20 protein-coding genes are annotated in these 23,156 nt (G+C 73.6%); 6 read left to right on the top strand and 14 right to left on the bottom strand.

The window, feature by feature from the left end; all coding sequences use genetic code 11:
• Nucleotides 1-13: 13 nt before the first annotated feature.
• The 4 genes from mmuM to SNOUR_RS07640 form a co-directional block, all read right to left on the bottom strand.
• Nucleotides 14-940, bottom strand: a complete 927-nt coding sequence (mmuM, locus tag SNOUR_RS07655; RefSeq protein WP_067344903.1) for a homocysteine S-methyltransferase — start codon at nucleotides 938-940, stop codon at nucleotides 14-16.
• Nucleotides 941-964: 24 nt separating this feature from the next.
• A complete protein-coding gene (locus SNOUR_RS07650; RefSeq protein ID WP_067344901.1) occupies nucleotides 965-1,837 on the bottom strand; it encodes a YceI family protein in 873 nt (290 codons plus the stop codon).
• 174 nt (nucleotides 1,838-2,011) lie between these two features.
• Nucleotides 2,012-3,436 (bottom strand): SWF or SNF family helicase, encoded by a 1,425-nt coding sequence (locus tag SNOUR_RS07645; protein WP_376738502.1) that lies wholly within the window; start codon nucleotides 3,434-3,436, stop codon nucleotides 2,012-2,014.
• Nucleotides 3,433-6,528, bottom strand: a complete 3,096-nt coding sequence (locus tag SNOUR_RS07640; RefSeq protein ID WP_067344900.1) for an SCO1167/SCO6262 family helicase — start codon at nucleotides 6,526-6,528, stop codon at nucleotides 3,433-3,435. The genes SNOUR_RS07645 and SNOUR_RS07640 overlap by 4 nt, the downstream gene beginning before the upstream one ends.
• A 148-nt stretch (nucleotides 6,529-6,676) precedes the next feature.
• Between SNOUR_RS07640 and SNOUR_RS07635 the strand changes: the two genes are divergently transcribed.
• Entirely contained in the window at nucleotides 6,677-6,859 is a 183-nt protein-coding gene (locus SNOUR_RS07635) for a tail-anchor membrane protein (RefSeq protein WP_039630600.1), read from the top strand.
• A 53-nt stretch (nucleotides 6,860-6,912) separates the two neighbouring features.
• Here the strand turns inward: SNOUR_RS07635 and SNOUR_RS07630 are convergent, their stop codons facing one another.
• Complete coding sequence (locus SNOUR_RS07630) at nucleotides 6,913-7,710, bottom strand: hypothetical protein (protein WP_174717852.1); 798 nt, start codon at nucleotides 7,708-7,710, stop codon at nucleotides 6,913-6,915.
• A gap of 136 nt (nucleotides 7,711-7,846) precedes the next feature.
• A complete protein-coding gene (locus tag SNOUR_RS07625; RefSeq protein WP_312632102.1) occupies nucleotides 7,847-8,167 on the bottom strand; it encodes a hypothetical protein in 321 nt (106 codons plus the stop codon).
• 92 nt (nucleotides 8,168-8,259) lie between these two features.
• Here SNOUR_RS07625 and SNOUR_RS07620 point away from each other — a divergent pair, with 92 nt between their 5' ends.
• Nucleotides 8,260-9,177 (top strand): oxygenase MpaB family protein, encoded by a 918-nt coding sequence (locus SNOUR_RS07620; protein ID WP_067344895.1) that lies wholly within the window; start codon nucleotides 8,260-8,262, stop codon nucleotides 9,175-9,177.
• Between the two features lie 61 nt (nucleotides 9,178-9,238).
• On the opposite strand, the gene SNOUR_RS07615 is transcribed toward SNOUR_RS07620, so the two are convergent.
• A complete protein-coding gene (locus SNOUR_RS07615) occupies nucleotides 9,239-9,850 on the bottom strand; it encodes a class I SAM-dependent methyltransferase (protein WP_067344893.1) in 612 nt (203 codons plus the stop codon).
• Nucleotides 9,847-11,343 (bottom strand): purine-cytosine permease family protein, encoded by a 1,497-nt coding sequence (locus tag SNOUR_RS07610; RefSeq protein WP_079142331.1) that lies wholly within the window; start codon nucleotides 11,341-11,343, stop codon nucleotides 9,847-9,849. The genes SNOUR_RS07615 and SNOUR_RS07610 overlap by 4 nt, the downstream gene beginning before the upstream one ends.
• Before the next feature lie 260 nt (nucleotides 11,344-11,603).
• Here SNOUR_RS07610 and SNOUR_RS07605 point away from each other — a divergent pair, with 260 nt between their 5' ends.
• Nucleotides 11,604-12,218, top strand: coding sequence for a GTP-binding protein (locus SNOUR_RS07605; RefSeq protein ID WP_067344891.1), 615 nt, complete (start codon nucleotides 11,604-11,606; stop codon nucleotides 12,216-12,218).
• Between the two features lie 70 nt (nucleotides 12,219-12,288).
• On the opposite strand, the gene SNOUR_RS07600 is transcribed toward SNOUR_RS07605, so the two are convergent.
• Nucleotides 12,289-12,717, bottom strand: coding sequence for a PPOX class F420-dependent oxidoreductase (locus tag SNOUR_RS07600; RefSeq protein WP_067344889.1), 429 nt, complete (start codon nucleotides 12,715-12,717; stop codon nucleotides 12,289-12,291).
• A 166-nt stretch (nucleotides 12,718-12,883) separates the two neighbouring features.
• Here SNOUR_RS07600 and SNOUR_RS07595 point away from each other — a divergent pair, with 166 nt between their 5' ends.
• On the top strand, nucleotides 12,884-13,291 hold the full coding sequence (locus tag SNOUR_RS07595; RefSeq protein WP_067344887.1) for a roadblock/LC7 domain-containing protein: 408 nt from the start codon (nucleotides 12,884-12,886) through the stop codon (nucleotides 13,289-13,291).
• An 83-nt stretch (nucleotides 13,292-13,374) separates the two neighbouring features.
• Nucleotides 13,375-14,277, top strand: a complete 903-nt coding sequence (locus SNOUR_RS07590) for a DUF6397 family protein (protein WP_312632101.1) — start codon at nucleotides 13,375-13,377, stop codon at nucleotides 14,275-14,277.
• A gap of 43 nt (nucleotides 14,278-14,320) precedes the next feature.
• Here the strand turns inward: SNOUR_RS07590 and SNOUR_RS07585 are convergent, their stop codons facing one another.
• From SNOUR_RS07585 to SNOUR_RS07575, 3 genes are read right to left on the bottom strand one after another with little or no spacing between them, the layout of a single operon-like run.
• Nucleotides 14,321-14,566 (bottom strand): hypothetical protein, encoded by a 246-nt coding sequence (locus SNOUR_RS07585; RefSeq protein WP_067344883.1) that lies wholly within the window; start codon nucleotides 14,564-14,566, stop codon nucleotides 14,321-14,323.
• Between the two features lie 44 nt (nucleotides 14,567-14,610).
• Entirely contained in the window at nucleotides 14,611-15,480 is an 870-nt protein-coding gene (locus tag SNOUR_RS07580; RefSeq protein WP_067344881.1) for an acyl-CoA thioesterase, read from the bottom strand.
• Between the two features lie 52 nt (nucleotides 15,481-15,532).
• Nucleotides 15,533-18,046, bottom strand: coding sequence for a DEAD/DEAH box helicase (locus SNOUR_RS07575; RefSeq protein ID WP_067357848.1), 2,514 nt, complete (start codon nucleotides 18,044-18,046; stop codon nucleotides 15,533-15,535).
• A gap of 271 nt (nucleotides 18,047-18,317) precedes the next feature.
• Here SNOUR_RS07575 and SNOUR_RS07570 point away from each other — a divergent pair, with 271 nt between their 5' ends.
• Nucleotides 18,318-19,109 (top strand): metal-dependent hydrolase, encoded by a 792-nt coding sequence (locus tag SNOUR_RS07570; protein WP_067344880.1) that lies wholly within the window; start codon nucleotides 18,318-18,320, stop codon nucleotides 19,107-19,109.
• Nucleotides 19,110-19,222: 113 nt separating this feature from the next.
• Here the strand turns inward: SNOUR_RS07570 and SNOUR_RS07565 are convergent, their stop codons facing one another.
• Together SNOUR_RS07565 and SNOUR_RS07560 are read right to left on the bottom strand one after the other, a co-directional pair.
• Complete coding sequence (locus tag SNOUR_RS07565) at nucleotides 19,223-21,007, bottom strand: ABC transporter ATP-binding protein (protein ID WP_067344878.1); 1,785 nt, start codon at nucleotides 21,005-21,007, stop codon at nucleotides 19,223-19,225.
• Entirely contained in the window at nucleotides 21,004-22,872 is a 1,869-nt protein-coding gene (locus SNOUR_RS07560; protein ID WP_067344876.1) for an ABC transporter transmembrane domain-containing protein, read from the bottom strand. The genes SNOUR_RS07565 and SNOUR_RS07560 overlap by 4 nt, the downstream gene beginning before the upstream one ends.
• Nucleotides 22,873-23,156 lie beyond the last annotated feature (284 nt).

Below are 23,156 nucleotides of genomic sequence, written 5' to 3'. Positions count from 1 at the left end.
TTTTCCCGCCCGGTCAGCGGCCCAGTGCCGCCGCCAGTTCGGCGATGGCGTCCGGGCCCACCCGGCAGCAACCGCCGATCAACCGAGCGCCGTCCGCGACCCAGCCGGCCACCCGGTCCGCGTGGAAGGTCGGGCTGCCGTGCCAGCCGCGGGCCGTGGCGTCCCAGCTCTCCCCGCTGTTGGGATAGACCACCACCGGCTTGCCGGTGACCCGGGCCGCGACCGCCACCGCCCGGTCGGCGTCGTCCGGCGCGCAGCAGTTCACCCCGACCGCGATCACCTCGTCCGCGTCCGCCGCGCAGGCGAACGCCTCGGCCAGCGGTTGCCCGGCGCGGGTGCGGTCGCCGGCGATGCTGTACGACAGGTAGGCCGGGACGCCGAGGCCGCGGACCGCGCGCAGCAGCGCCCGCGCCTCGTCCGCGTCCGGCACCGTCTCCAGGGCGAGCACGTCGGGCCGGGCGGCCGCCAGGACCTCCAGGCGCGGCCGGTGGAAGCGCACCAGGTCGTCCACGGACAGCCCGTACCGGCCGCGGTATTCGGAGCCGTCGGCGAGCATCGCGCCGTACGGGCCCGCCGACGCGGCGACGTAGAGCGGCCCGGCGACCCCGGCGGCGTGCGCCCGCGCCGCCGCCTCGCGGGCCAGTCCGACGCTGCGGCGCAGCAGCCCGGCGGCGTCCTCCGGGCCGGTGCCGCGCCGGGCGAACCCCTCGAACGTGGCCTGGTAGCTGGAGGTGATGGCCACCTGGGCGCCCGCCTCGTAGTAGGCCAGGTGGGCCCGCACCACGGCTTCCGGTTCCTCGGCGAGCAGCCGGGCCGACCACAGGGCGTCGCTCAGGTCGTGGCCGTCCGCTTCCAGTTGGTTGGACAGCCCGCCATCGAGGACGACCGGTCCGGCGGCGAGCGCCTCGGCGAACGGTGGCTGGGGCGATGGGCCGGCCATGGGGCACCCTCTTCCGTGCGGCTGTTACTCGGGCCGGACCGCCTGGATGTCCAGCTCGATCCGGATCGTAGCGCCGATCGCGGCGATGCCCCTGGCCAGCATCTTGCGCCAGTCCAGGGTGAAGTCCTCGCGGTGCAGCTCGGTGACGGCCTGGCACGCGGTGCGGGTCTCGCCCATGATGCCGGTACCGATGCCCAGGTAGCGGGTGTCCAACTGGACGGTGCGGCTGACGCCGTGCAGATGGAGCACGCCCTGCACCGCCCACCGGCTGCCTCCCTTGTGGACGAACCGGTCGCCGGTGAACTGGAGATGGGGGAAGCGGGCCACGTCCAGGAACTCCGCCGACCGCAGGTGGTCGTCGCGCATCCGCACGCCGGTGTCGATGCTCGCCGCGTCGATGGTCACCTCGACCCGGGAGTCCTGCATCCGCTCGCCGATCCACAGCCCGCCCTCGAAGTGGTTGAACCGGCCGTGGATCTCGGCGAGTCCGATGTGCCGGGCGGTGAACCGGATGGCGCTGTGGTCGGGGTCGAGCCGCCACTGGCCGGCTTCGGGCAGCGGCAGTGCCGGCGCCAGTTCCAGCGTGATCGGGCGGGGCGCGGTCCGCTCGCCCGCCGTCACCCGGGCCTCGCAGCGGACCGGCCGGAAGCCGTCGGAGGTCACCAGGAGCCGGTAGTCGCCGGGCGGCAGGGTGACGGTCAGCCGGCCGTTGGGGTCCGTCCGGCCGGCCATCGCCTCCCGGCCGTCCGCGTCCAGCACCGAGATCTCCGCCCCGGCCATCGGCAGTCCGACGGGATCGTCGACGCACAGGTCCAGCGCGCCCGCCCCGCGGGGGAGGGTCGGCTGGGGGCTGTGCGGCGTACGGTCGCGCAGGCGGCGGAGGAAGGCGAGCGGCATGGCAGGACGGGCCTAACGGTCGGATCGGTCGACGGGTGGACATACGCGGCGCAGGCTGCCGGAAGCCGGCGTACGGGGACTCAAGCGGGCAGCGTCGCGGAATGAATCGCACGAAATGGGTGCGGATTCGGGTCCATCCTGTCATTGGTGTCGACTCGAATTGACCATCAGGTGTCAAGGGCTGACCAAAGGTGATGTTTCTCGCACCGTGGTGCGATTCCGCTCCATGTGCCCGTCCGGTACGTCGGCCGCGAGGGCGGCCAGCGCCGCCGCCGGATCGTCCGCGGCCGGACCGGCCGGCGCCCACCGACCGCTCTCCTTGCGGAACGGCCACCAGCGGCCGTCGCGCCCATAGCGGAGCTGGGTGCCGCCGCCCACGACCGTCCAGCGGTTCCCGGCGGCCCGTAGCCGCGGCCGGGACGCCTCGTCCTCCCAGGCGGCCGCCAGCCGATCCCGCACCCGGGACAGCACCTCGGGCGCCGGCGTCCACTCCTCCTCCAGGACCGCCAGCCCGGCCGGACCGCCCAACCGCCAGGCCCGTACGGCCAGATCCAGGCCCCGCGCATCGCGCCCCGAACCGTCCGCCAGGCGTGCCGCGACGGCCGCGCCGGGCCCGGCCGCCGCCAGCCGCACCGCGTCCTGGGCGGGCGTCAAAGCGGGCGCCGGCGGGTTGTCGGCGTGCCAGGGCGAAAGTGCCTCCGACAGCAGCCGCCGAGCGCGCGCCGCCGCGTCACCGATCAGGAACTCCAGTGCGTCCGGGGCCACCCCGGGGGCCGGCGCGGCGCCACCGCCGAGCGCCGGCGACGGGCCGGGGACCGCGACCGGGGAGGGGGGCGGCGGCAGCGGCGGAAGGACGTCCCGCGCCGCGTACGCCTCGGTGGCGGGGATGCCGACCGCGTCCGCACCGGCGGAACCGGCCGGGCCGGTCGCCGCCCCGCCCCGGGAGGCACTGCGCCGCTGGAGTTCGTCCAGGAGTTCCTCCTCGCCCCGCCCGCGCAACAGCAGCAGCACGAACGGATCCTGGTCCAGCAGCCGCGCCACCTGGTAGCACAGCGCCGCCGAATGCGCGCAGTGGTCCCACGCCTCGCAGCCGCACTCCGGCTCCAGGTCGCCGATTCCCGGCAGGAGTTCGACCCCGGCCGCCGCCGCGTCCTCCACCAGGGCCGGCGGCATGTCGCGGTCCAGTAGTGCCGCGAGGTGCCCGGACCGGTCCGCGACGACGTCCAGCAGCCGGTCCCAGTCCGCCGGGGGCAACTGCTGGAGCAGCACGTCGGAGCGGTACAGGGTGTGGTCGCGGTCCTCGATGACGGCGGTGATCCGGCCCGGCCGTACGGAGACCGCGCCTACCGCCCCGGCGCGCGCGTGCCGTCGGCCCAGCTTCAGCTGCGCCCCGTCCAACGCGGTGTCCTCCAGGGCCTTGAGCCATGCCTGTCCCCACCAGGTCCGCGCGAAGCCCTGGCCGCGCGCCACCGGCAGCGCCGCGAACGTCCGCTCCGGCCCCGCCGCTCCGGCCCCGCTCCCGTACACCGCGTCCCCATCCTTCATGTCCTCGTGCACCGGCCCGTCCTTCCCCCTGTGGTCCTCATATGTGTCGGTCATCGCTCGCTCCCCCGCAGGGCGACCAGGTCCGCCAGCTCGGCATCGGTGAGTTCGGTCAGCGCCGCCTCGCCGGAACCCAGGACCGCGTCCGCCAGCTGCTGTTTACGGGAGAGCAGCGCGGCGATCCGGTCCTCGACCGTGCCCTCGGTGACCATCCGGTGGACCTGCACCGGCTGGGTCTGCCCGATCCGATACGCGCGGTCGGTGGCCTGCGCCTCGACCGCCGGGTTCCACCAGCGGTCGAAGTGCACGACATGCGACGCCCGGGTGAGGTTCAGGCCCGTCCCCGCCGCCTTCAAGGACAGCAGGAACACCGGCACCGCCCCGTCCTGGAAGCGCCGCACCAGCTCCTCCCGTCGGGCCACCGGTGTTCCGCCGTGCAGGAGTTGGGCCGGCACCCCGCGCGCCGCCAGGTGTTCCGCCAGCAGCCGCGCCATCTGGACGTACTGCGTGAACACCAGGACGCTGGCGCCCTCGGCGAGCAGGGTGTCGAGCAGTTCGTCGAGCAACTCGGCCTTCCCCGACCGCCCGGCGAACCGCGCGGTTCCGGCGTCCGGTCCGCCCGGCGGCTCCTTGAGGTAGTGCCCGGGGTGGTTGCAGATCTGCTTGAGCGCGGTCAGCAACTTCACCACCAGGCCACGGCGCGCGAGGCCGGCCGACCCGGCGATCTCGCCGAGCCCCTCGCGCACCACCGCCTCGTACAGCCCGACCTGTTCCGCGGTGAGCGCCACCGCCCGGTCGGTCTCCGTCTTGGGCGGCAACTCCGGCGCGATCCCCGGGTCGGACTTGCGCCGGCGCAGCAGGAAGGGCCGCACCAGCCGGGCCAGCCGCTCGGCCGCCGCGGCGGCCTCCGGCGAACCGGCCGGGCCGCCCTCGATGGCCTGCGCGTGCTGCCTGCGGAACCGGGCCAGCGGCCCCAGAAACCCCGGCGTCGTCCAGTCCAGGATCGCCCACAGCTCCGACAGGTTGTTCTCCACGGGCGTGCCGGTCAGCGCCACCCGGGCCGTGGCGGGCAGGGCGCGCAGTGCCCGGGCGGTGGCCGAGAAGGGATTCTTGACGTGCTGCGCCTCGTCGGCGACGACCAGTCCCCAGCCGACCTCCGCCAGTCTGGCGGTGTCCAGTCTCATCGTCCCGTAGGTGGTGAGGACGAACTCCCCGTCGGCCAGGTCCGCCAGGTTGCGCCGCCCGGTATGGAAACGGCGCACCGGCGTCCCCGGCGCGAACTTCTCGATCTCCCGTTGCCAGTTGCCCATGAGGGAGGTGGGGCAGACGACGAGCGTGGGTCCGGCCGACTCCGGATCGGCCTGCCGGTGCAGGTGCAGGGCGATCAACGTGATGGTCTTGCCCAGGCCCATGTCGTCGGCCAGACAGCCGCCGAGGCCGAGCGAGGTCATCCGGTGCAGCCAACTCAGGCCGCGCACCTGGTAGTCGCGCAGGGTCGCGGCGAGCTCCGGGGGCTGGCCGATCGCCGGGCCCCCGGCGGCATCCGGGTCGGCCAGCCGGTCGCGCAACCGGGCGAGCCAGCCGGACGCCTGGACCTCCACCCGGTGCCCGGCCTCGTCCTCCGTGCTGCCGGTGAGCGCGGCGCCCAGGGCGTCCAACGGGGTGACGGTGTGGTCCTTGCGGTCCCGGGCGGCGCGCACCGCCTCCGGGTCCACCAGGACCCACCGGCCGCGCAGCCGTACCAGGGGGCGGCGCGCCTCGGCGAGCCGGTCCAGCTCCGTCCGGTCGATCTCCTGGTCACCGATGGCGAACCGCCAACTGAAGGAGAGCAGTGCGTCGGCGGAGACCAGTGACGGCGCCCCGCCGGCCCCGGGCCCGTACGCGGCGGCGTCCGGCCCGTCGGGCGGCCCCACCACGGCCCGCGTGGTCAGCGTCCGGGCGAACTCCTCCGGCCAGTGGACCCGGACCCCGGCGGCGGCCAGCGCACCGGACGCCGGGCCCAGCAACTCGGCGACCTCCTCGTCCGCCAGCTCCAGTGCGTCCGGCACCGCCGCGGACAGCAGTGGGGTCAGCGCCGCCCAGGCGGCGGCCGCCCGGCGCAGCGTCAGCAGGGTCTCCGCCCGCGCCCGCGGGCCGAACGCCCGCCCCGCCGGTGCCGTGCCGGTCCACACCTCGGCGGCGTCGGCGACGACCGTGGGATCGGCCGCGCTGTGGACCTGCACGACGGCGGCGAACGTGACGTCAGGATCGGCGCCGGGTCCCCGGCCCGCGTCGGGTCCGGCCGGATGCTGCGGGCCCGTTGGGCGTCCGCGATCCGGCTCCGCCGCATCCGGGCGCCACGGTTCCGTGTCCGGCGCCTCCATGGGGGCCGGGCCCGCCCCGTGCACCTCCACCCGCAGCGAGATCCGCACCCCCGCGTCGTGCCCGGCGGCGACCTCCGCGGCCCACGCGCGCTGTTCCGGGATGTGCTGCGGGGCGGGCGAGGCGAAGGCCGGTCCGCCGGCGGCCAGTTCGGCCGCGGGGGTACGGGGCAGCCCGTCGGCGACCGCGTCCAGGAAGGCCCGCACCTGGTGCTCGGGTTCCGGCAGCCGCACCGGGGCGGTCCCCGGGAGCGGAGCGGCGTGGGCGTACGGGGGCATGGCGGCGGCCAGGTCGCGCAGCTGCGCGACGTCCTCCGGGTCGAGCGGGCCGGCCCGCCAGGCGTCGTGGTCGGTGGGGCTGAGACCGGGCAGCAGCCGGCCGCGGGCCGCGAGCCGGAGCGCCAGCAGGGCGGCGGTGCCCCAGAAGGCCGCCGCCGGGTGGGTGTGCCGGCCGTCACGTATCCGGGTGAGGACGGGGAGCGCCGCGGCCACCGGCAGCACCAGGGCCGGCACGGTGCACACGGTGACGCCGCCGTCTGCACCGCTGCCGTTCTCCGCGTCGCCGTCCTCCGGCCCGTTGGGCAGGGCGACGGGCAGCTGCTCCAGTGCCGGCCGGTCCGCGCCGGCCCCACCGGGCGTGGTGTCGGCGGAGACGCCCAGGACGGGTTCGCCGTCCGGGCGCCAGAAGGCGATGCGTCCCAGCCGGGACGGATCGGACGGCAGAAAGACTGCCGCGCAGGGGGAGAGATCGGAGAGCAGGGCGGGTGTGACCGAGGGGAGGGAAGCCACCGGGCCGGTACTCCTCAAATTTGACTACTGGAGCGTGGAGCGCCCGAGGGTACAGCACGATCCGCCCGTCGAGGGAACCTCCGGCGGTGAATCGGCGTTCAATGGAATACGACAGAGCGCGGCACGCGCCGCGGAAAGGGCGTGAAGGATGTCCACACAGGCGAAGGTCGCGATCGGCGGCGTCGCGGTGGGAGTGATCCTGCTGTGGCTGCTGCCGTTCTGGGCGGCCGTCTTGGTCATGGTCGGGATCCCGGCCGTCGCGTATCTGACGCTCGACCCCTCCCAGCGGCGCCGGCTGCGCCGGGTCGGTCACAAGCAGCTCGGCCGCTGAGCCGGCGGTTCCGGCCGGCGCGCCCTCGAGGGCGGCCCGGCCGGCCGCGGCCGTCACAGGGGGCGCGCCGCCAGGCCGTCCAACGAGGCCAGCAGTCCGGGCAGTTCCGGTCCCCGCCCCACCGGGTGCACCTGCCCCGGCTCTTCGTCGAGCAGGACGAAGGCGATGTCGTCGGTGCGTGCCACCATGCTCCACCCGGGCCCGTCGACCCGCAGCGTACGGGCCTCGCCGGCGGCGAACGACGACCGCACCCGACCCGGCGGCGGGGGATCGACGAGATAGCCGCGGGCCTCCGCCAACACCCGTCGCACCCCCCGGTGCCGCTCCTCGCCGGGCTCCGCGAAGGAGACCTCCTCGTCCTCCACCTGCGCCCGCCAGGACGCCCACTGCAGCGCTATCTCGTCCGCGCCCAGCCGCCGCTGTGCGGGCCCCCAGTCGCCGGCGTCCGGCGGCGCCAGCGGCGCGCGATCGCCCTCCTGCGGCTCGGGGTCGTGCGGCCGCGGTATCCCGGGGGTGGCGACCGCCAGGGCCAGCGGCCACCCCGGAAGCGCCACGACGATGCTCTCCTCGCCCGGCGACAGGTCGTACTCCATGCCGCAGTCCCAGGCCGCGATCGCGCAGGCCACCAACGACACGTCCTCGGTGGCCACGGTCCAGCGCGCACCCGTGCCGTCCTGGCCGAGGACCAGGCCGTAGCCCTCCGCGTACGGTTCGAGGCCGAGTCCCGCGCACACCTCGGGGTAGTCGTCGCCGAGCACGCTGGGGAACTGCGCGGGCGTCAGCAGCACCGCCGTCAGCACGAACAACTGGTCGCCCAACTGGTCGTCGTCGGCGCTCTCGGTCGTCGGCACGCCGCGCCTCCCTTCCATAGCCGGTCCGCACTTCGCCGCGCACCCTAATTGGCCGGGCCCGGCCTTGTCACCAGCCGTACGCTGCGACGATGCGATCCTGTGACGTGGACCGCGGGATCGCCGGGGCCACGGCCCGTCAGGGCAGCGGCAGCCCGAGGAGCTCATGGGCGACCTCCTGCGGCGACCGCCCGCGCTCCCGGGCCAGCACCAGCACGGCCCGGCAGGCGAGTTCGTTGATGCCGAAGGCCAGCGCCTCGGGCGACACCCACTCCGCCGCCTGGGCACCCCGTTCCTCGTCGCCCTCGGCGCCCGCCGCCACATAGCAGGCCGCCGCCTCGAAGATGTTGTGCGGACGCCCCGCCGGCCGGCCGCCGCGGTGGAACACCGCCGGACGCCTGCCGCCGGCCCGTCTGCCGAGGTGGAGCACCCCGGCCATGTCACGTATGAATCCGGTCATCCCGACCCCCGGCCCCTCGCCCTACACCGTCGTAGAAGTCTGCCCGCAGCCCTTACTGTGGGAACTTCGGCCGAGGAAGGGACGGACAACAGGTGCGGCGCTACGACTGGTTGAGGGAGATCCGACGGCTCGATCCGGAGCGCGACTTCCTGCGGATCCACCGCATCACCTACGCCCACGAGTTCCCCTGGGACATCACCAGGGCGCTGGAACTGGCGCTCTACCGCACCTACGCGGTGCCGAGCATCGGGCGGCTGCTCGCCGAGACCGCCGAGCTGACGGAGCGCGCGCAGAAGCGCTACGACGACACGGCCCTCCTCCTGGACACCGTCATGGAACACGGCTTCGACAGCGGCGACGGCCGGACCGCGATCCGCCGGATCAACCAGATGCACCACGGCTACGACATCTCCGACGAGGACATGCGTTACGTCCTGTGCACCTTCGTGGTGGTGCCGATCCGTTGGATCGACCAGTACGGCTGGCGGCGGCTGAGCGAACACGAGAAGCGCGCGATGGCCGCGTACTACGGCACCCTCGGCCGCTATCTGGGGATCCGCGACATCCCGCAGACCTACCAGGAGTTCGAGGTCTTCCTGGACGCCTACGAGGAGGCGCACTTCGGCTGGGACCCCGGTGCTCGTCGGGTGGCCGACGCGTCCTTGGACCTGATGGCGGGCTGGTACGGCCCGCTCGCCCCGGTGGTGCGCAGTGCGAGCATGGCCCTCCTGGACGACACGCTGCTGGACGCCTTCCGCTTCGACCGGCCCCGGCCCGCGGTGCGGACGGCGGTGCGCACCGCCCTGAAGCTGCGGGCCAGGGCCGTGCGACTGCTCCCGCCGCGCCGCGCCCCGCACTACGGCCGTCAGAACCCGGAGATCAAGGGCTATCCCGACGGCTACCGGGTCGCCGAGCTGGGGACCTTCCCGTCGTCCCGCCGGCTGGGCAGCTGCCCCGTCCACCCGGTGGGCGACGACGCACGCGTCCAGGAGGACCCGGCGGCGTCCTAGCTCGTGTCCGCCCCACCCGGTCCGTCGGGCCGGCCCGCGGTGTGCGGTCCGTCAGGGTGCCTCACCCGTGGCGGACCGCCAGCGCCAGATAGCGGGCGTCCTCGTCGACGTACCGGACGAGGTCCCAGCCGCTGCCGGCCAGGAGGGGACGCAGATTGGGTTCGGCCCTGAGGTCGTCGGGGGTGAGCGGGTGCCCCTTGCGCGCCGCGAGGGCCGCCCGCCCGACGGGGTGGAAGAGCGCGAGCCGGCCACCGGGGCGCACCACCCTGGCCAGTTCGGCCAGCCCGGCTGCGGAGTCGGACAGATGGGAGACCAACCCGGCGGCGAACACGGCGTCCAGCGCGGCCGACGGGAGCGGAAGCCGGGTCACGTCGGCGAGCAGCAGGCCCGCGCAGGAGTCGCGTCCGGCCCGGACGGCGGCCGTCAGCATCTCCGGGGTGAGGTCGGCGCCCAGCACCGCCCCGCGCACTCCCACGGCCGCTCTGAGGGCCGGCAGGGCGCGTCCGGTGCCGCAGCCGGCGTCCAGCACCCGTTGGCCCTCGCACAGGCCCAGTGCGGCGACGCCGGCGGCGTAGGCGGGGCCGTCGTCGGGGAACTTGGCATCCCAACCGGCGGCGCGGGCGCCGAAGAACGCGCGGACGTCGTGCGGGCGTGTGGTGGGCAGGCTGGTCATCGGTCTCCTTCGGGAGCGGTGGGGCGGTGGGCCAGGGGTGCGGTGACGGCATAGAGGATGCCCGCGACGAACAGGGCGGCCACCACCCCGAGGTTCATGGCGCCCAGCGTGCCGTGCGCGGCGCGGTCGGTGAGCAGGAACCCCACGGCCCGGGCGATGTTGGGATCGGCGGAGGTGATCAGGCCGAGCCCGACGACGGTGGCGACGGCCAGTGAGAGGACCGCCGGCCACCCTATGGCCGGCACCGCGGACGGCCCGGAACCGGAGCGGCGGTCGCGCCACCGCTGGACCAGGAAGACGGATGTCCACGCGGCCATCGCCACCCCGACCACCGACAGGAACGCCTGGAAGGTGGCGAAGAAGCTGGGTGAGACGAACAGCACGTACCAGCCGCCGACGGTCATCAACGCCCCGTCCACCAGCACCGCGAGATGCCGCCGGACGGGCACGCCGAGGGCCAGCAGCGACATCCCCGAGCTGTAGATGTCCATGATCGCTCCGGACGCGAACCCCCCGATGGCGGTCAGCAGATACGGCACCAGGAACCACGTCGGCAGCGCTGCCGCGAGTGCGCCCACGGGATCGGCGGCGGCCGCCGCGGCGAGCTTCGGGTCGCCGGCGTTCAGCAGCACCCCGAAGACCAGCAGCGCCACCGGGGCCAGCACCCCGCCCAGCGTCGTCCAGCCGGTGATTGCCCGGCCGCTGCTGCCACGGGGCAGGTAACGGCTGTAATCTGCCCCGCAGTTGACCCACCCCAGCCCCAGCAGGGTCATCGCGAAGACCACGCCCCCGATGGCCGTGCCGAGCCCGCCGGGACGGCCCGCAAGGAGGTCCGAGGGCTGGATCCGGTCGGCCATCAGCACCAGGTAGGCCGCGGTCATCACGGTGATGGCGGCGGTCAGGTACTTCTGCACCTTCATGATCAGCGCGTGTCCGTAGATGCCCACGACCACCACCGAGACGGCGGTCACGGCGAAGCACAGCGCCTGGGCCCCGGTGGTCGGCGTGCGCCCGTCGGCCCGGGCGAAGACCGCCGGCGAGACGCGCGCCAGGATGGCGGCGCCGCCCAGGGAGGAGAGCGCCACCAGGACGGTCTCCCAACCGACGTTGGAGACGTAACTGAACACGGTGGGGAGCTTGTTGCCCTGCCGGCCGAAAGCGGTCCGTCCGATGGCCATGGTGGGCGCGCCGGTCCGCGCCCCGGCCACCGACACCAGGCCCACTAGGAGGAACGACAGCACATAGCCGAGCGTCCCGGTGACCACCGCCTGCCAGGCATTGAGGCCGAGCCCCGTCACGTAGATCCCGTAGGCGATGGAGAGCAGGGACAGCCCGGAGGCGGCCCACGGCCAGAACAGGGAGCGGGGCGTGCCGTGCCGTTCGGCGTCCGGCACCGGGTCGATGCCGTTGCGTTCCACGGCCGCTGCCGAGGTGTTGGCCCCGGCGGACACGGCGCGCCGGCCGGATGACTGCGGTGCCCGCTGCTGCGTCATGCGCACATGATCCCCCAAGGCCGGCGCTCCCGGGGAACGCGTGTGCGGCGACGGGAACGACGGCACCGGCATGGCCGGAAACCACATCATGGCCCGATGTCCGGGCGGCTTTCCCGAATTCGAGAAAATCCCGATCAGCGGGCGGTACGGTCCTCGCCATGGATTTCCGGACGGCACCCGGTGCCGCCCCGGTCCCATCGCTGTGCCCTGGATCCGCACACCCGCGCCTGGCGGGACCCGCACCCTGAAGGAGACGGCCGATGAACGCCGTACAAGGGACCCCGGAGGACGTAGTTCCTCGCCCTGCCCCCGGATTGGCCCTGAAGATCTTAGTCGCGGGCGGTTTCGGGGCGGGCAAGACGACCCTGGTGGGCGCGGTCAGCGAGATCCGGCCGCTGCGCACCGAGGAGCGCCTCAGCGAGGTGGGCCAGGCGTTCGACGACATCGGGGGAGTGGCGGCCAAGACCACCACCACGGTGGCGATGGACTTCGGCCGCATCACCATCAGGTCGGGGCTCGCCCTGTACCTCTTCGGCACGCCGGGACAGGACCGCTTCTGGTTCCTGTGGGACGACCTGTCGGAGGGCGCGCTGGGAGCCGTGGTGCTGGCCGACACCCGGCGGCTGCCGGACTGCTTCCCGGCCGTCGACTACTTCGAGCGCCGCGGCCTGCCGTTCGTGGTGGCCGTCAACTGCTTCCCGGGTGCCGGGTCCTACGGGGCCGACGAGGTCTCCCGGGCCCTGGACCTGAACCGTGGCACACCCGTCGTGCTCTGCGACGCCCGGGACCGCGACTCGGGCAAGGAGGTGCTGGTCCGGCTGGTCGAGCACGCCGGACGGACGCACTCCGCACGGCAGTTGGACTCGGTGGTCTGACCGGCCCGGGGTGCGGCCCCGGCCGCCCCAGGGGGCGCGGAACGCCGAACCGTCCGCGCCCCCCTGCCCCTCAGTCCGCGACCCCGGTGAGCGCGACCACCTTGTCGATCCGGACCCGCACCAGCAGTTCACCCGGGACGCCGTTGCGGGCGCCGTATGCCTCCGCCCGTTCCTCGCCCATGTAGCGGGCCGCGATCCGGGTCGCCCAGTGCCGGACGTCCGACAGCTCCTCGCTGAGCTCCGCCGTCCCCTGCACCACCACGAACGCGAACGGCGGCCGATCGTCGTCGACGCAGAGCGCCACCCTGCCGTCACGGGCGAGATTGCGGCCCTTGACCGTGTCCTTGCCGGTGTTGAACACCAGCTCCTCGCCGTCCACGAGGAACCACACCGGTGCGATGTGCGGAGCGCCGTCGGCCCGCACGGTCGACAATTTTCCGGTCCGGGTGCCCTCGGAAAGGAACGCCCGCCACTCATCCTTCGTCATTGTGTGTGCCATGCCGCCATCCTCGCCGCCGACAGAACGCGAAAGGCACGGGGCACGCCGGGTGCGGAGCCGCTTGCCGACACGGCGGAGGTGGGACAGGCTGGCACGGCGGCCCGCCGACGGGCCGCGAACTGCCGTCCGGCCACACCTGCGGACGGGGATACGGGGAGGAACGGGCATGGCACTGAGCAGCGGACTCGATTGGCTGCTGGACGACCTGACCAAACGGGTGGAGCAGGTACGGCACGCGCTGGTGCTGTCCAACGACGGGCTGGTGACCGGCGCGAGCCAGGGGCTGGCGCAGGAGGACGCCGAGCACCTGGCGGCGGTCGCCTCCGGACTGCACAGCCTGGCGAAGGGATCGGCGCTCCACTTCGGGGTCGGGCGGGTGCGCCAGACCATGGTCGAGTTCGACGACGGGGTGTTGTTCGTGACGGCCGCGGGGGACGGCAGTTGCCTGTGCGTGCTGGCCGGCGCCGACTCCGACATGGGTCAGATCGCCTACGAGATGACGCTGTTGGTCAACCGCGTCGGGGAGCACCTGGGCGTCGCGGTGCGCCGACCGGAGAGTTATCCACAGGTCTGAGTCGAGCGTTGACGTGCTGTCACCGCCCGCGGCTATCGTCGTAACCGTCAGTGATCGACGATCGAGTCGCAGGGGGAAGCACCATGACGGTGACAGTGATGTGCGACGGGCGGCAGACGCTTTCGATGGCGCGGGCCGCCCAGGAACTGGAGCTGCGGACCGGCGAGTTCGAACTCGCCACGCAGCTCGGAGAGGTACGGACGGTACCGGCGGCGCCCGACCGCCGGCCGGGAAGCGCCGGGCCGCCCGCCCGACATCGGGTGCCGGCGGCGGAGGTCGCCCGGCTCCAGGCCGAGCCGGGATTCCCCGAGACGCTCCGCGCGCGCCTGCGCGCGGTCACCACCAATGAGGCCGCGGCGCTGATGGGCATCGGCCCCGGCCGGGCCCTGCGGCTCACCCGGGCCGGATGCGTGGGCCCCGTCCGCTTCTATGTGAACCGCTTCGGTGCGGTGGTCTGGCTCTATCTCGCCTCGGAGATCACCGAGTTCGCCGACCGCGAGCCGGAGTTGCTGCAGGGCAACACCCCCGTCGCGATGCGGGTGATGCTCACCAGCGGACAGGACTGGCGGGCCCGCCAGTGGCGCAGTCGCCGGGTCGCCCAGCTGATGGGGCGGACCGACGATCCATGGGAGTCGGCCGCGGTGATCGCCGCGGTGCTGCCGCCGGAAGAGCTCGCCTCCGTAGCCGAGGACCCGCTGGAGCGTGCCCTGCTGCGCCGGCTGCGGCCCGTCCTCGCTTCCATGATCACGGCGACCCCGGCGGCCCGGGAATCCTTCGAACGGGTCCTGACGGCCGAGGAGTTCGACGAGGTCCTGTGGTATCGGGTCAACCTCTCCCGGGCACTGGAGACGGCCCGCCGCGAGGATCCCGGCCGGGTCCGCCCGTCGGCCACCGTCCGAGCCGGCCGGCCGCCGACCCGGGGGCCGGGCCCGGGGAACAGTCCGACCTGGGGGCCGGACCCCAGAAGCCTCTCCGTGCGGGCGTAGCACCGCGGGCCCGGCACGGCCATGACGGCGGGGCCGCCCGGCGTCAGCCCTGCGGCTCCCCGGCATCCCCGCGGTCGGTCACCACGGCCCGCGCGATGGTGGACAGGGTCAGCGTCCGCCCCTCGCCGACGACGAGCCAGCCCTTGTCCAACAGGGATTGCAGCAACGGGCGGGCCTCGTCGCCGAGCTCGTCCGCCACGTCGTCGTCGGAGGGCGGCACGCCGGCCCGGAGGCGGAGGGCGACATGGCGGACGACGGTCTCCTCCGCCGCGGTGAGGGTGAAGTCCATGAGGCGAGCGTAAGGCGGTGCGGCCGCTGCCGCCCACGCGCCCCTCAGTCACCGAGCCGGCGGAACAGCCCCTCCTGCACCACGGAGACCAACAGGCGGCCGGCGCGGTCGTAGATGCGACCGCGGGCCAGGCCCCGGCCGCCGGTGGCGATCGGGGACTCCTGGTCGTAGAGGAACCACTCGTCCGCGCGGAAGGGACGGTGGAACCACATCGCGTGATCGAGGGAGGCCATGTCGAAACCACGGGGGCCCCACAGGGGCTCGATCGGGATGCGGACCGCGTCCAGCAGCGTCATATCGCTGGCGTAGGTCAGCGCGCAGGTGTGCACCAGCGGGTCGTCGCCCAGCGGGCCGACGGCGCGCATCCAGACGGCGCTGCGCGGTTCCGCGCCCTCGATCTCGTCCGGCGTCCAGCGCAGCCGTTCGACATAGCGGATGTCGAACGGCTGGCGGCGGGCCATCCGCTCCAGCGCCTCGGGCAGACCGCCCAGGTGCGTGCGGACCTCTTCCGCGACGTTCGGCAGCTCTTCCGGGTCGGGTACGGCCCGGCGCATCGGCAGTTGGTGTTCGAAGCCGGGTTCCGGCTTGTGGAAGGAGGCGGTCAGATTGAAGATCGTGCGTCCCTGCTGGACGGCGACGACCCGACGGGTGGTGAAGGACCGCCCGTCACGGACCCGCTCGACCTGGTACACGATCGGCACCCCCGGCCGGCCCGGCCGGAGGAAGTACGCGTGCAGCGAGTGGACCGGGCGGTCCCCTTCCGTGGTCCGCCCGGCGGCCACCAGCGCCTGGCCGGCGACCTGCCCGCCGAAGACCCGCTGGAGGCTCTCCTGCGGGCTGCGGCCACGGAAGATGTTCACCTCGATCTGCTCCAGGTCCAGCAGATCGACCAGCTTCTCGGCCGGATTCGTCATGACCGGTGGCCCTCCGTCATCTCCTTCGGCGGCCTCGGTCGAAGCCGTCGGCTCACAACTGCCCCACGTCGGTGACCCGGACCACCGCGCGTCCCTCCTCGTCGGAGGCGGCCAGGTCCACCTCGGCCGAGACGCCCCAGTCGTGATCGCCCTTCGGGTCGGCGAAAGTCTGCCGCACCTTCCACAGTCCGTGCGCGGTGTCCTCGTCGATCCGCAGGAGTTTCGGGCCGCGGGCGTCCGGCCCGGTGCCCAGTTCGTCGTACTCGTCCCAGTAGGCGTCCATCGCCTCGCCCCAGGCGTCGGCGTCCCAGCCGGACTCGGCGTCCATCTCGCCGAGCTCCTCGACCTTGTCCAGCGCCGCCAGCTCCACCCGCCGGAACATCGCGTTGCGGACCAGCACGCGGAACGCCCGCGCGTTGGCGGTGACCGGCCGGACCTGATCCGCCCGCTCGGCCGCCTGCTCCGCCGTCTCCTCCTCCGGGTTGGCCAGCTGCTCCCACTCGTCCAGCAGGCTGGAGTCGACCTGCCGGACCATCTCGCCCAGCCAGGCGACGATGTCCTGGAAGTCCTCCGACTTCAGGTCGTCCGGCACGGTGTGGTCCAGCGCCTTGTACGCACTGGCCAGGTAGCGCAGCACGATGCCCTCGGTGCGCGCCAGCTCGTAGAAGGAGGTGAACTCCGTGAAGGTCATGGCGCGTTCGTACATGTCGCGGATGACCGACTTCGGCGACAGCGGGTGGTCGCCGACCCAGGGGTGGCTCTTGCGGTAGAGGCCGTAGGCGTGCGACAGCAGCTCGTCCAGCGGCTTGGGGTACTCGACGTCCATGAGGCGCTCCATGCGGTCCTCGTACTCGACGCCGTCGGCCTTCATCTGCGCGACCGCCTCGCCCCGTGCCTTGTTCTGCTGGGCGGCCAGGATCTGCCGGGGGTCGTCCAGCGTCGACTCCACGACCGAGACCATGTCCAGCGCGTACGACGGCGACTCGGGGTCGAGCAGGTCGAACGCCGCCAGCGCGAACGTCGACAGCGGCTGGTTGAGTGCGAAGTCCTGCTGGAGGTCCACGGTGAGGCGGACGATCCGGCCCTCCGCGTCCGGTTCCGGGAGCCGCTCGACGATCCCGCCGTCCACGAGGGAGCGGTAGATCGCGATCGCGCGGCGGATGTGCCGCAGCTGGTTCCGGCGCGGCTCGTGGTTGTCCTCCAGCAGCCGGCGCATCGCCTCGAAGGCGTTGCCAGGCCGGGCGATCACCGACAGCAGCATCGCGTGCGTCACCCGGAAACGCGAGGTCAGCGGCTCGGGGTCGGAGCCGATGAGCTTCTCGAAGGTGTTCTGGCCCCAGTTGACGAAGCCCTCCGGCGCCTTCTTGCGGACCACCTTGCGGCGCTTCTTCGGATCGTCGCCCGCCTTCGCCAGCGCCTTCTCGTTCTCCACGACGTGTTCCGGGGCCTGTGCGACCACGAAGCCTGCGGTGTCGAAGCCGGCCCGTCCGGCGCGGCCCGCGATCTGGTGGAACTCCCGCGCCCGCAGCGTCCGCACCCGCGTCCCGTCGTACTTCGTCAGCGCGGTGAACAGCACCGTACGGATGGGGACGTTGACGCCCACGCCGAGCGTGTCGGTGCCGCAGATCACCTTCAGCAGACCCGCCTGCGCCAGCTTCTCCACGAGCCGCCGGTACTTCGGCAGCATGCCCGCGTGGTGCACGCCGATGCCGTGCCGGACGTATCGCGAGAGGTTCCGCCCGAACTTGGTGGTGAAGCGGAAGTTCCCGATCAGCTTGGCGATCTCGTCCTTCTCGGCCCGAGTGCACATGTTGATGCTCATCAGCGCCTGCGCCCGCTCCACGGCGGCGGCCTGCGTGAAGTGCACGATGTAGACCGGCGACTGGCGGGTCTCCAGCAGCTCGGTCAGCGTCTCGGTCAGCGCCGTGCTGCGGTACTCGTACGACAGCGGCACGGGCCGGGTCGCGGAGCGGACCACCGCGGTCGGCTTGCCGGTGCGCCGGGTCAGGTCCTCCTCGAAGCGCGACATGTCGCCGAGCGTCGCCGACATCAGCACGAACTGTGCCTGCGGCAGCTCCAGCAGCGGGATCTGCCAGGCCCAGCCCCGGTCCGGCTCGGCGTAGAAGTGGAACTCGTCCATCACGACCTGGCCGATGTCGGCGTGCTTGCCGTCACGCAGCGCGATCGAGGCGAGCACTTCGGCGGTGCAGCAGATCACCGGAGCGTCGGAGTTGACCGACGCGTCGCCGGTGAGCATCCCGACGTTCTCGGTGCCGAACAGCTTGCACAGGTCGAAGAACTTCTCCGAGACCAGCGCCTTGATGGGCGCGGTGTAGAAGGTGACCTGGTCGTTGGCGAGCGCGGTGAAGTGCGCGCCGGCCGCCACCAGGCTCTTCCCGGAGCCGGTGGGGGTGGACAGGACGACGTTCGCCCCCGAGACCACTTCGATCAGCGCCTCCTCCTGGGCAGGGTAGAGCGAGATGCCCTGCTGTTCGGCCCAGCCCGAAAAGGCTTCGAAGAGGGCGTCGGGGTCGGCGGTGTTCGGGAGATGATCGATGAGGGTCACGCCCCCCATACTGCCTGCCTTCGGCCCGGATCCGGGAACCGGTGCTCCGGATGGAGATCAACTGGAGGCCGACGGCGGCCGGCGAGGGCGGCTCCGCGCCGCCGTCGGCAGGGGTGTGCACACCCCGCGCACGGCCGGGTGCGGATCGTGTTCGCCCCGTCGCCCACCCGTGTTCCGGCCCGCCACCCGCTCCTCGACCGTAGATCATCTGACGCTACGCTGTGTCGCCGACCAGGCGTCAGAAGCGCAGAACAAGGGGTGGGGAACGACCATGATGGGACCGGCGCACTCGCTGTCCGGAGCCGCGGCCTGGCTGGGGGTGGGCGCGGCGGCCTACGGTGCCGGCCATCCGATGCCCTGGCCGGTACTGGTCAGCGGCACACTGATCTGTGCCGGGGCGGCACTGGCGCCGGACCTCGACCACAAGGCCGCGACGATCTCGCGTGCCTTCGGGCCGCTGTCGCGCTGGCTGTGCGACGTGGTCGACACCCTCTCGCACGCCGCCTACAAGGCGACCAAGATGCGCGGCGACTCGCACCGCTCGGGCGGGCACCGGACGCTGACCCACACCTGGCTGTGGGCGGTGCTGATCGGCGCCGGCATGTCGCTGCTCGCCATGGAGGGCGGACGCTGGGCGGTGCTCGGCATCCTCTTCGTCCACATGGTGCTGGCCATCGAGGGGCTGCTGTGGCGGGCGGCGCGGGTCTCCAGCGATGTGCTGGTGTGGCTGCTCGGCGCCGCGGCGGCGTGGATCCTGGCCCAGGAGATGGACCTGCCGGGCAACGGCGCGAGTTGGCTGTTCACCGAGCCGGGGCAGGAGTACCTCTGGCTCGGCCTGCCGATCATGCTGGGCGCGCTGGTGCACGACATCGGCGACGCGCTGACCGTCTCGGGCTGCCCGATCCTGTGGCCCATCCCGATAGGCCGCAAGCGCTGGTACCCGCTGGGCACGCCCAAGCCGATGCGCTTCCGGGCCGGCAGCCGGGTGGAGATCAAGGTGCTGATGCCGGCGTTCATGCTGCTGGGCGGCCTCGGCGCGCTGGGGGCACTGGGCTACATCTGACCCGTGCGACCCGCGCGACGCCGGCGGGTCTGCGGCCCCGCCCGGCCCGTCCGGTCCCGTTCCCCGGTGGCGCCCCACGCAGCCGTGGGGCGCCACCGTGCGTCCGCGGCGGCTCAGCCGTGCCAGGACCGCCACAGCGCCGCGTACGCGCCGTCGGCCGCGACCAGCTCCCGGTGGCTGCCCAGTTCACTGATCCGGCCGTCCTCGACGACCGCGATGACATCGGCGTCGTGGGCGGTGTGCAGCCGGTGGGCGATGGCCACGACCGTGCGCCCGTCCAGGACCTTGCCCAGCGACCGCTCCAGGTGACGGGCGGCGCGCGGGTCCAGGAGCGACGTCGCCTCGTCGAGCACCAAGGTGTGCGGGTCGGCCAGCACCAGGCGGGCCAGCGCGACCTGCTGGGCCCGGGCCGGCGTCAGGGCCGTGCCGCCGGAGCCGACCTCGGTGTCCAGCCCGCCGGGCAGGGCGCGGGCCCAGCCGTCCGCGTCCACCGCGCCCAGGGCCGCCCAGAGTTCGGCGTCGGCCGCGTCCGTGCGGGCCAGCAGCAGGTTGTCGCGCAGCGTTCCGACGAAGACGTGGTGCTCCTGATTGACCAGGGCGACGTGCTCCCGCACGCGTTCGGCGGGCATCGCGGAGAGCTCGGCGCCGCCCAACGACACCGAGCCGGCCCGCGGTCCGTAGATGCCGGCCAGCAGTCGGCCCAGCGTGGACTTCCCGGCACCGGACGGACCGACCAGCGCCACCCGGCTGCCTGGGCGCACGCTCAGCGAGACCTGGCGCAGCACGTCGACGCCGGCGCGGTAGCCGAAGCTGACGTCCTCGGCGCGCATCTCCCGGCCGCCGGGGACCACGGAGGCGTCGGCGGCCTCCGGCTCGATCTCGCGGACGCCGACGAGCCGGGCGATGGACACCTGGGCCACCTGGAGCTCGTCGTACCAGCGCAGGACCAGGTTGACCGGTTCGGTGAGCATCTGCGCCAGCAGCGCGCCGGTGGTCAGCTGCCCCGGGGTGAGCCAGCCGTGCAGCACGAACACCCCGCCGAGCACCACGACCGCGCCGAGGATCACCACATGGGTGACGTTGATGACCGGGAAGAGGACCGAGCGGAGGGAGAGGGTGTAGCGCTCCCACTGGGTCCAGGCACGGATCCGGTGCTCCGACAGCGCGATCCGGCGGGTGTTCAAGCGGTGCGCCTCGATGGTGCGGCCGGCGTCCACGGACTCGGTGAGGACGGCGGAGACCGCGGCGTAGCCGGCGGCCTCGGAGCGGTAGGCGGCGGGCGCGCGCTTGAAGTACCAGCGGCAGCCGACGATCAGCACCGGCAGCGCGATCAGCACGGACAGCGCGAGCGGCGGTGCGGTGACGGTGAGCCCGCCGAGCAGCAGACCGGCCCAGACGACGCCGATGGACAGCTGCGGTACGGCCTCCCGCATCGCCTCGGCGAGCCGGTCGATGTCGGTGGTGATCCTGGACAGCAGGTCGCCGGTGCCGGCCCGCTCCAGGACGCCCGGTGGCAGGGCCACCGACCGGACGAGGAAGTCCTCGCGCAGGTCCGCCAGCATCCGTTCGCCGAGCATGGCCCCGCGCAGCCGCACCATGCGGACGAACGCCGTCTGGACGACCAGGGCGAGCGCGAACAGGCCGATGGTGCGGCCGAGTTGGATCTGTCCGCCGCGGCCCGCGGACAGGTCCTCGACCAGGCCGCCCAGGAGATAGGGACCGACCATCGAGGCGATGACCGCGACGGCGTTGACGGTGACCAGGACCGTGAAGTCCCGGCGGTGGCGGCGGATCAGCTCGGCCACATAGGCGCGCACCGTCGCCGGCGAGCCGACCGGCAGGGTGTCGACGGTCGTGGGCGCGTTGGGATCGTGCTCCGGCGGGGCCAGGCCGATCATGCGGTCTCCTCGATGACGGTGCGGTCGGTGATGTGCGGCGCCGCGGGGGCGGGGTCCGGTTCGCGGGTGACGACGGCGCGGTACTCCGGGTGGGTGTGCAGCAGTTCGCGGTGCGCTGCCTCGCCGGCGACCTTGCCCTCCTGGAGGAAGACGACGTGGTCGGCGCGGTCCAGCAGGAGCGGGCTGGAGGTGAGGAGCACGGTCGTGCGGCCCGCCCGGATCTCCCGCAGACCGTCGGCGACCCGGGCCTCGGTGTGCGCGTCGACGGCGCTGGTCGGTTCGTCCAGCACCAGCACCTCGGGGTCGGCGACCAGCGACCTGGCCAGGGCCAGCCGCTGGCGCTGGCCGCCGGAGAGCGACCTGCCGCGTTCGGTGATGTGGGTGTGCATCGGGTCGCCGGAGTCGTCGGCGGACGCCTGGGCCAACGCGGCCAGCACATCGCCGCATTGGGCCGCGTCGAGCGCCGCCTCGTTGGTGACCCGGCCGGACGCCGGGACGTCGAGGAGTTCCCCGAGCGTCCCGGAGAGCAGTACGGGGTCCTTGTCCTGGACCAGGACGGCGGTCCGGGCGGTGCCGCGGGGGACGTCGTCCAGCGGGGTGCCGCCGAGGACGACGGAGAGCGGACGGTGCGACTCCGCCTCGTCGGCGTCCGGGCCGGTGGCCGCCGGAGCCGCCGGGGCCGCGCCGGGGGACTCCGGGACCGGGGCCGGGTGCGGGGCATGGCCGCCGAGGCGCTCGGCGAGCCGGCCCGCGGCGTCCGGGTCGCCGCATACCACGGCGGTCAGCCGGCCGGCCCGCGCGGTCAGCCCGCTGACCGGGTCGTGGAGGTCGCCGGACGGCGGTTCCGGGTCGGTCAGCCGCCCGCCGGCCGGCCGGCTCAGTGCCAGGACGCGCGCCGTCCGCTCCGCCGACGGCCGGGAGAAGGACCAGGACATCGTCATCTCCTCGAAGTGGCGCAGCGGGTAGAGCAGGAAGGAGACCGCGCCGTAGATGGTGACGAGTTCACCGACCGCGATCCGGCCGTCGAGCGCGAGGCCGACGCCGTGCCAGACGACGGCGATCAGCAGCAGGCCGGGCAGGGCGACCTGCACGGCCGAGATCAGCGACCACATGCGGGCGCTGCGGACGGCGGCCCGACGGACCTCCTGGGAGGCGCTGCGGTAGCGGCCGAGGAAGAGGTCCTCGCCGCCGATCCCGCGCAGGACCCGGAGCCCGGCGACGGTGTCGGAGGCGAGTTCGGTGGCCCGCCCGGCCTTCTCGCGCTGGGCGTCGGCCCGGCGGGTGGCCGGCGGCAGCAGCGGCAGGACGGCCAGCGCCAGGAGGGGCGTGCCGAGGGCCACCACGAGGCCGAGCTGCGGCTGGTAGACGACGAGCGCGAGGCAGACGCCGACCGAGGCCACCAGGGCCGCGCCGAAGCGGGACAGCGTCTCGACGAACCATCCGATGCGCTCCAGGTCGCCGGTGCTGACCGCGACGATCTCGCCGGCCGCAACCCGGCGGGTCATCGCCCCGCCCAGTTCGGAGGTCTTGCGGGCGAGCAGCTGCTGCATCCGGGCCACCGTGACGATCCAGTTGGTCACGGCCGCGCGGTGCAACATGACGTCGCCGATCGCGACCAGCCCGCCGAGCACTGCCAGCAGGCCGCCCGCCAGCACCAGCCGGGCGCCGTGGCCGTCCACCGCGGCCTGCACGGCGAGGCCCACCGGCAGCGGGAACGACGCCATCGAGGCCATGTGGACCAGCCCCCAGAAGAGGGCCTTGGCCTGCCCGCCGCGCTGTTTCCGGCACAGCCACACGAGGAATCTGCCGCCCGTACGGACGTCGGGGACGCCGGGGTCGGGGTGGGGAAGATCGCGAATGCGCATGATGTCCAAGGAGTCGTCGCGGCGAGTGGGGTGGGCCGCGCGTGCTCGGCGGGCCGGCAGCGGCGGCGGTGGTCGTCGGGGGAGTGGTGAGACGCCGTCCGGGCAGGCCGGCGTGACCCTCGCGCCTTGGTGACAGGCCCCGGCGCGAGCGGGGGCACAGGGAAGGTTCGCGTGCCGGGCGGCCCGGTTTCAAACCGTTTTTCCACCGAAAGCCGGTAAGGCCGACGGTTCCTCCGGGCCGTGGACGCCGGCGGGCCCGCGGACGCCGACAGCGGACCCGCGGA

The organism is Streptomyces noursei ATCC 11455, assembly GCF_001704275.1.
Lineage (GTDB): Bacteria > Actinomycetota > Actinomycetes > Streptomycetales > Streptomycetaceae > Streptomyces > Streptomyces noursei.
Note: the sequence above shows the minus strand (reverse complement) of the source record. Positions and strands in the feature narration are given on the sequence as shown.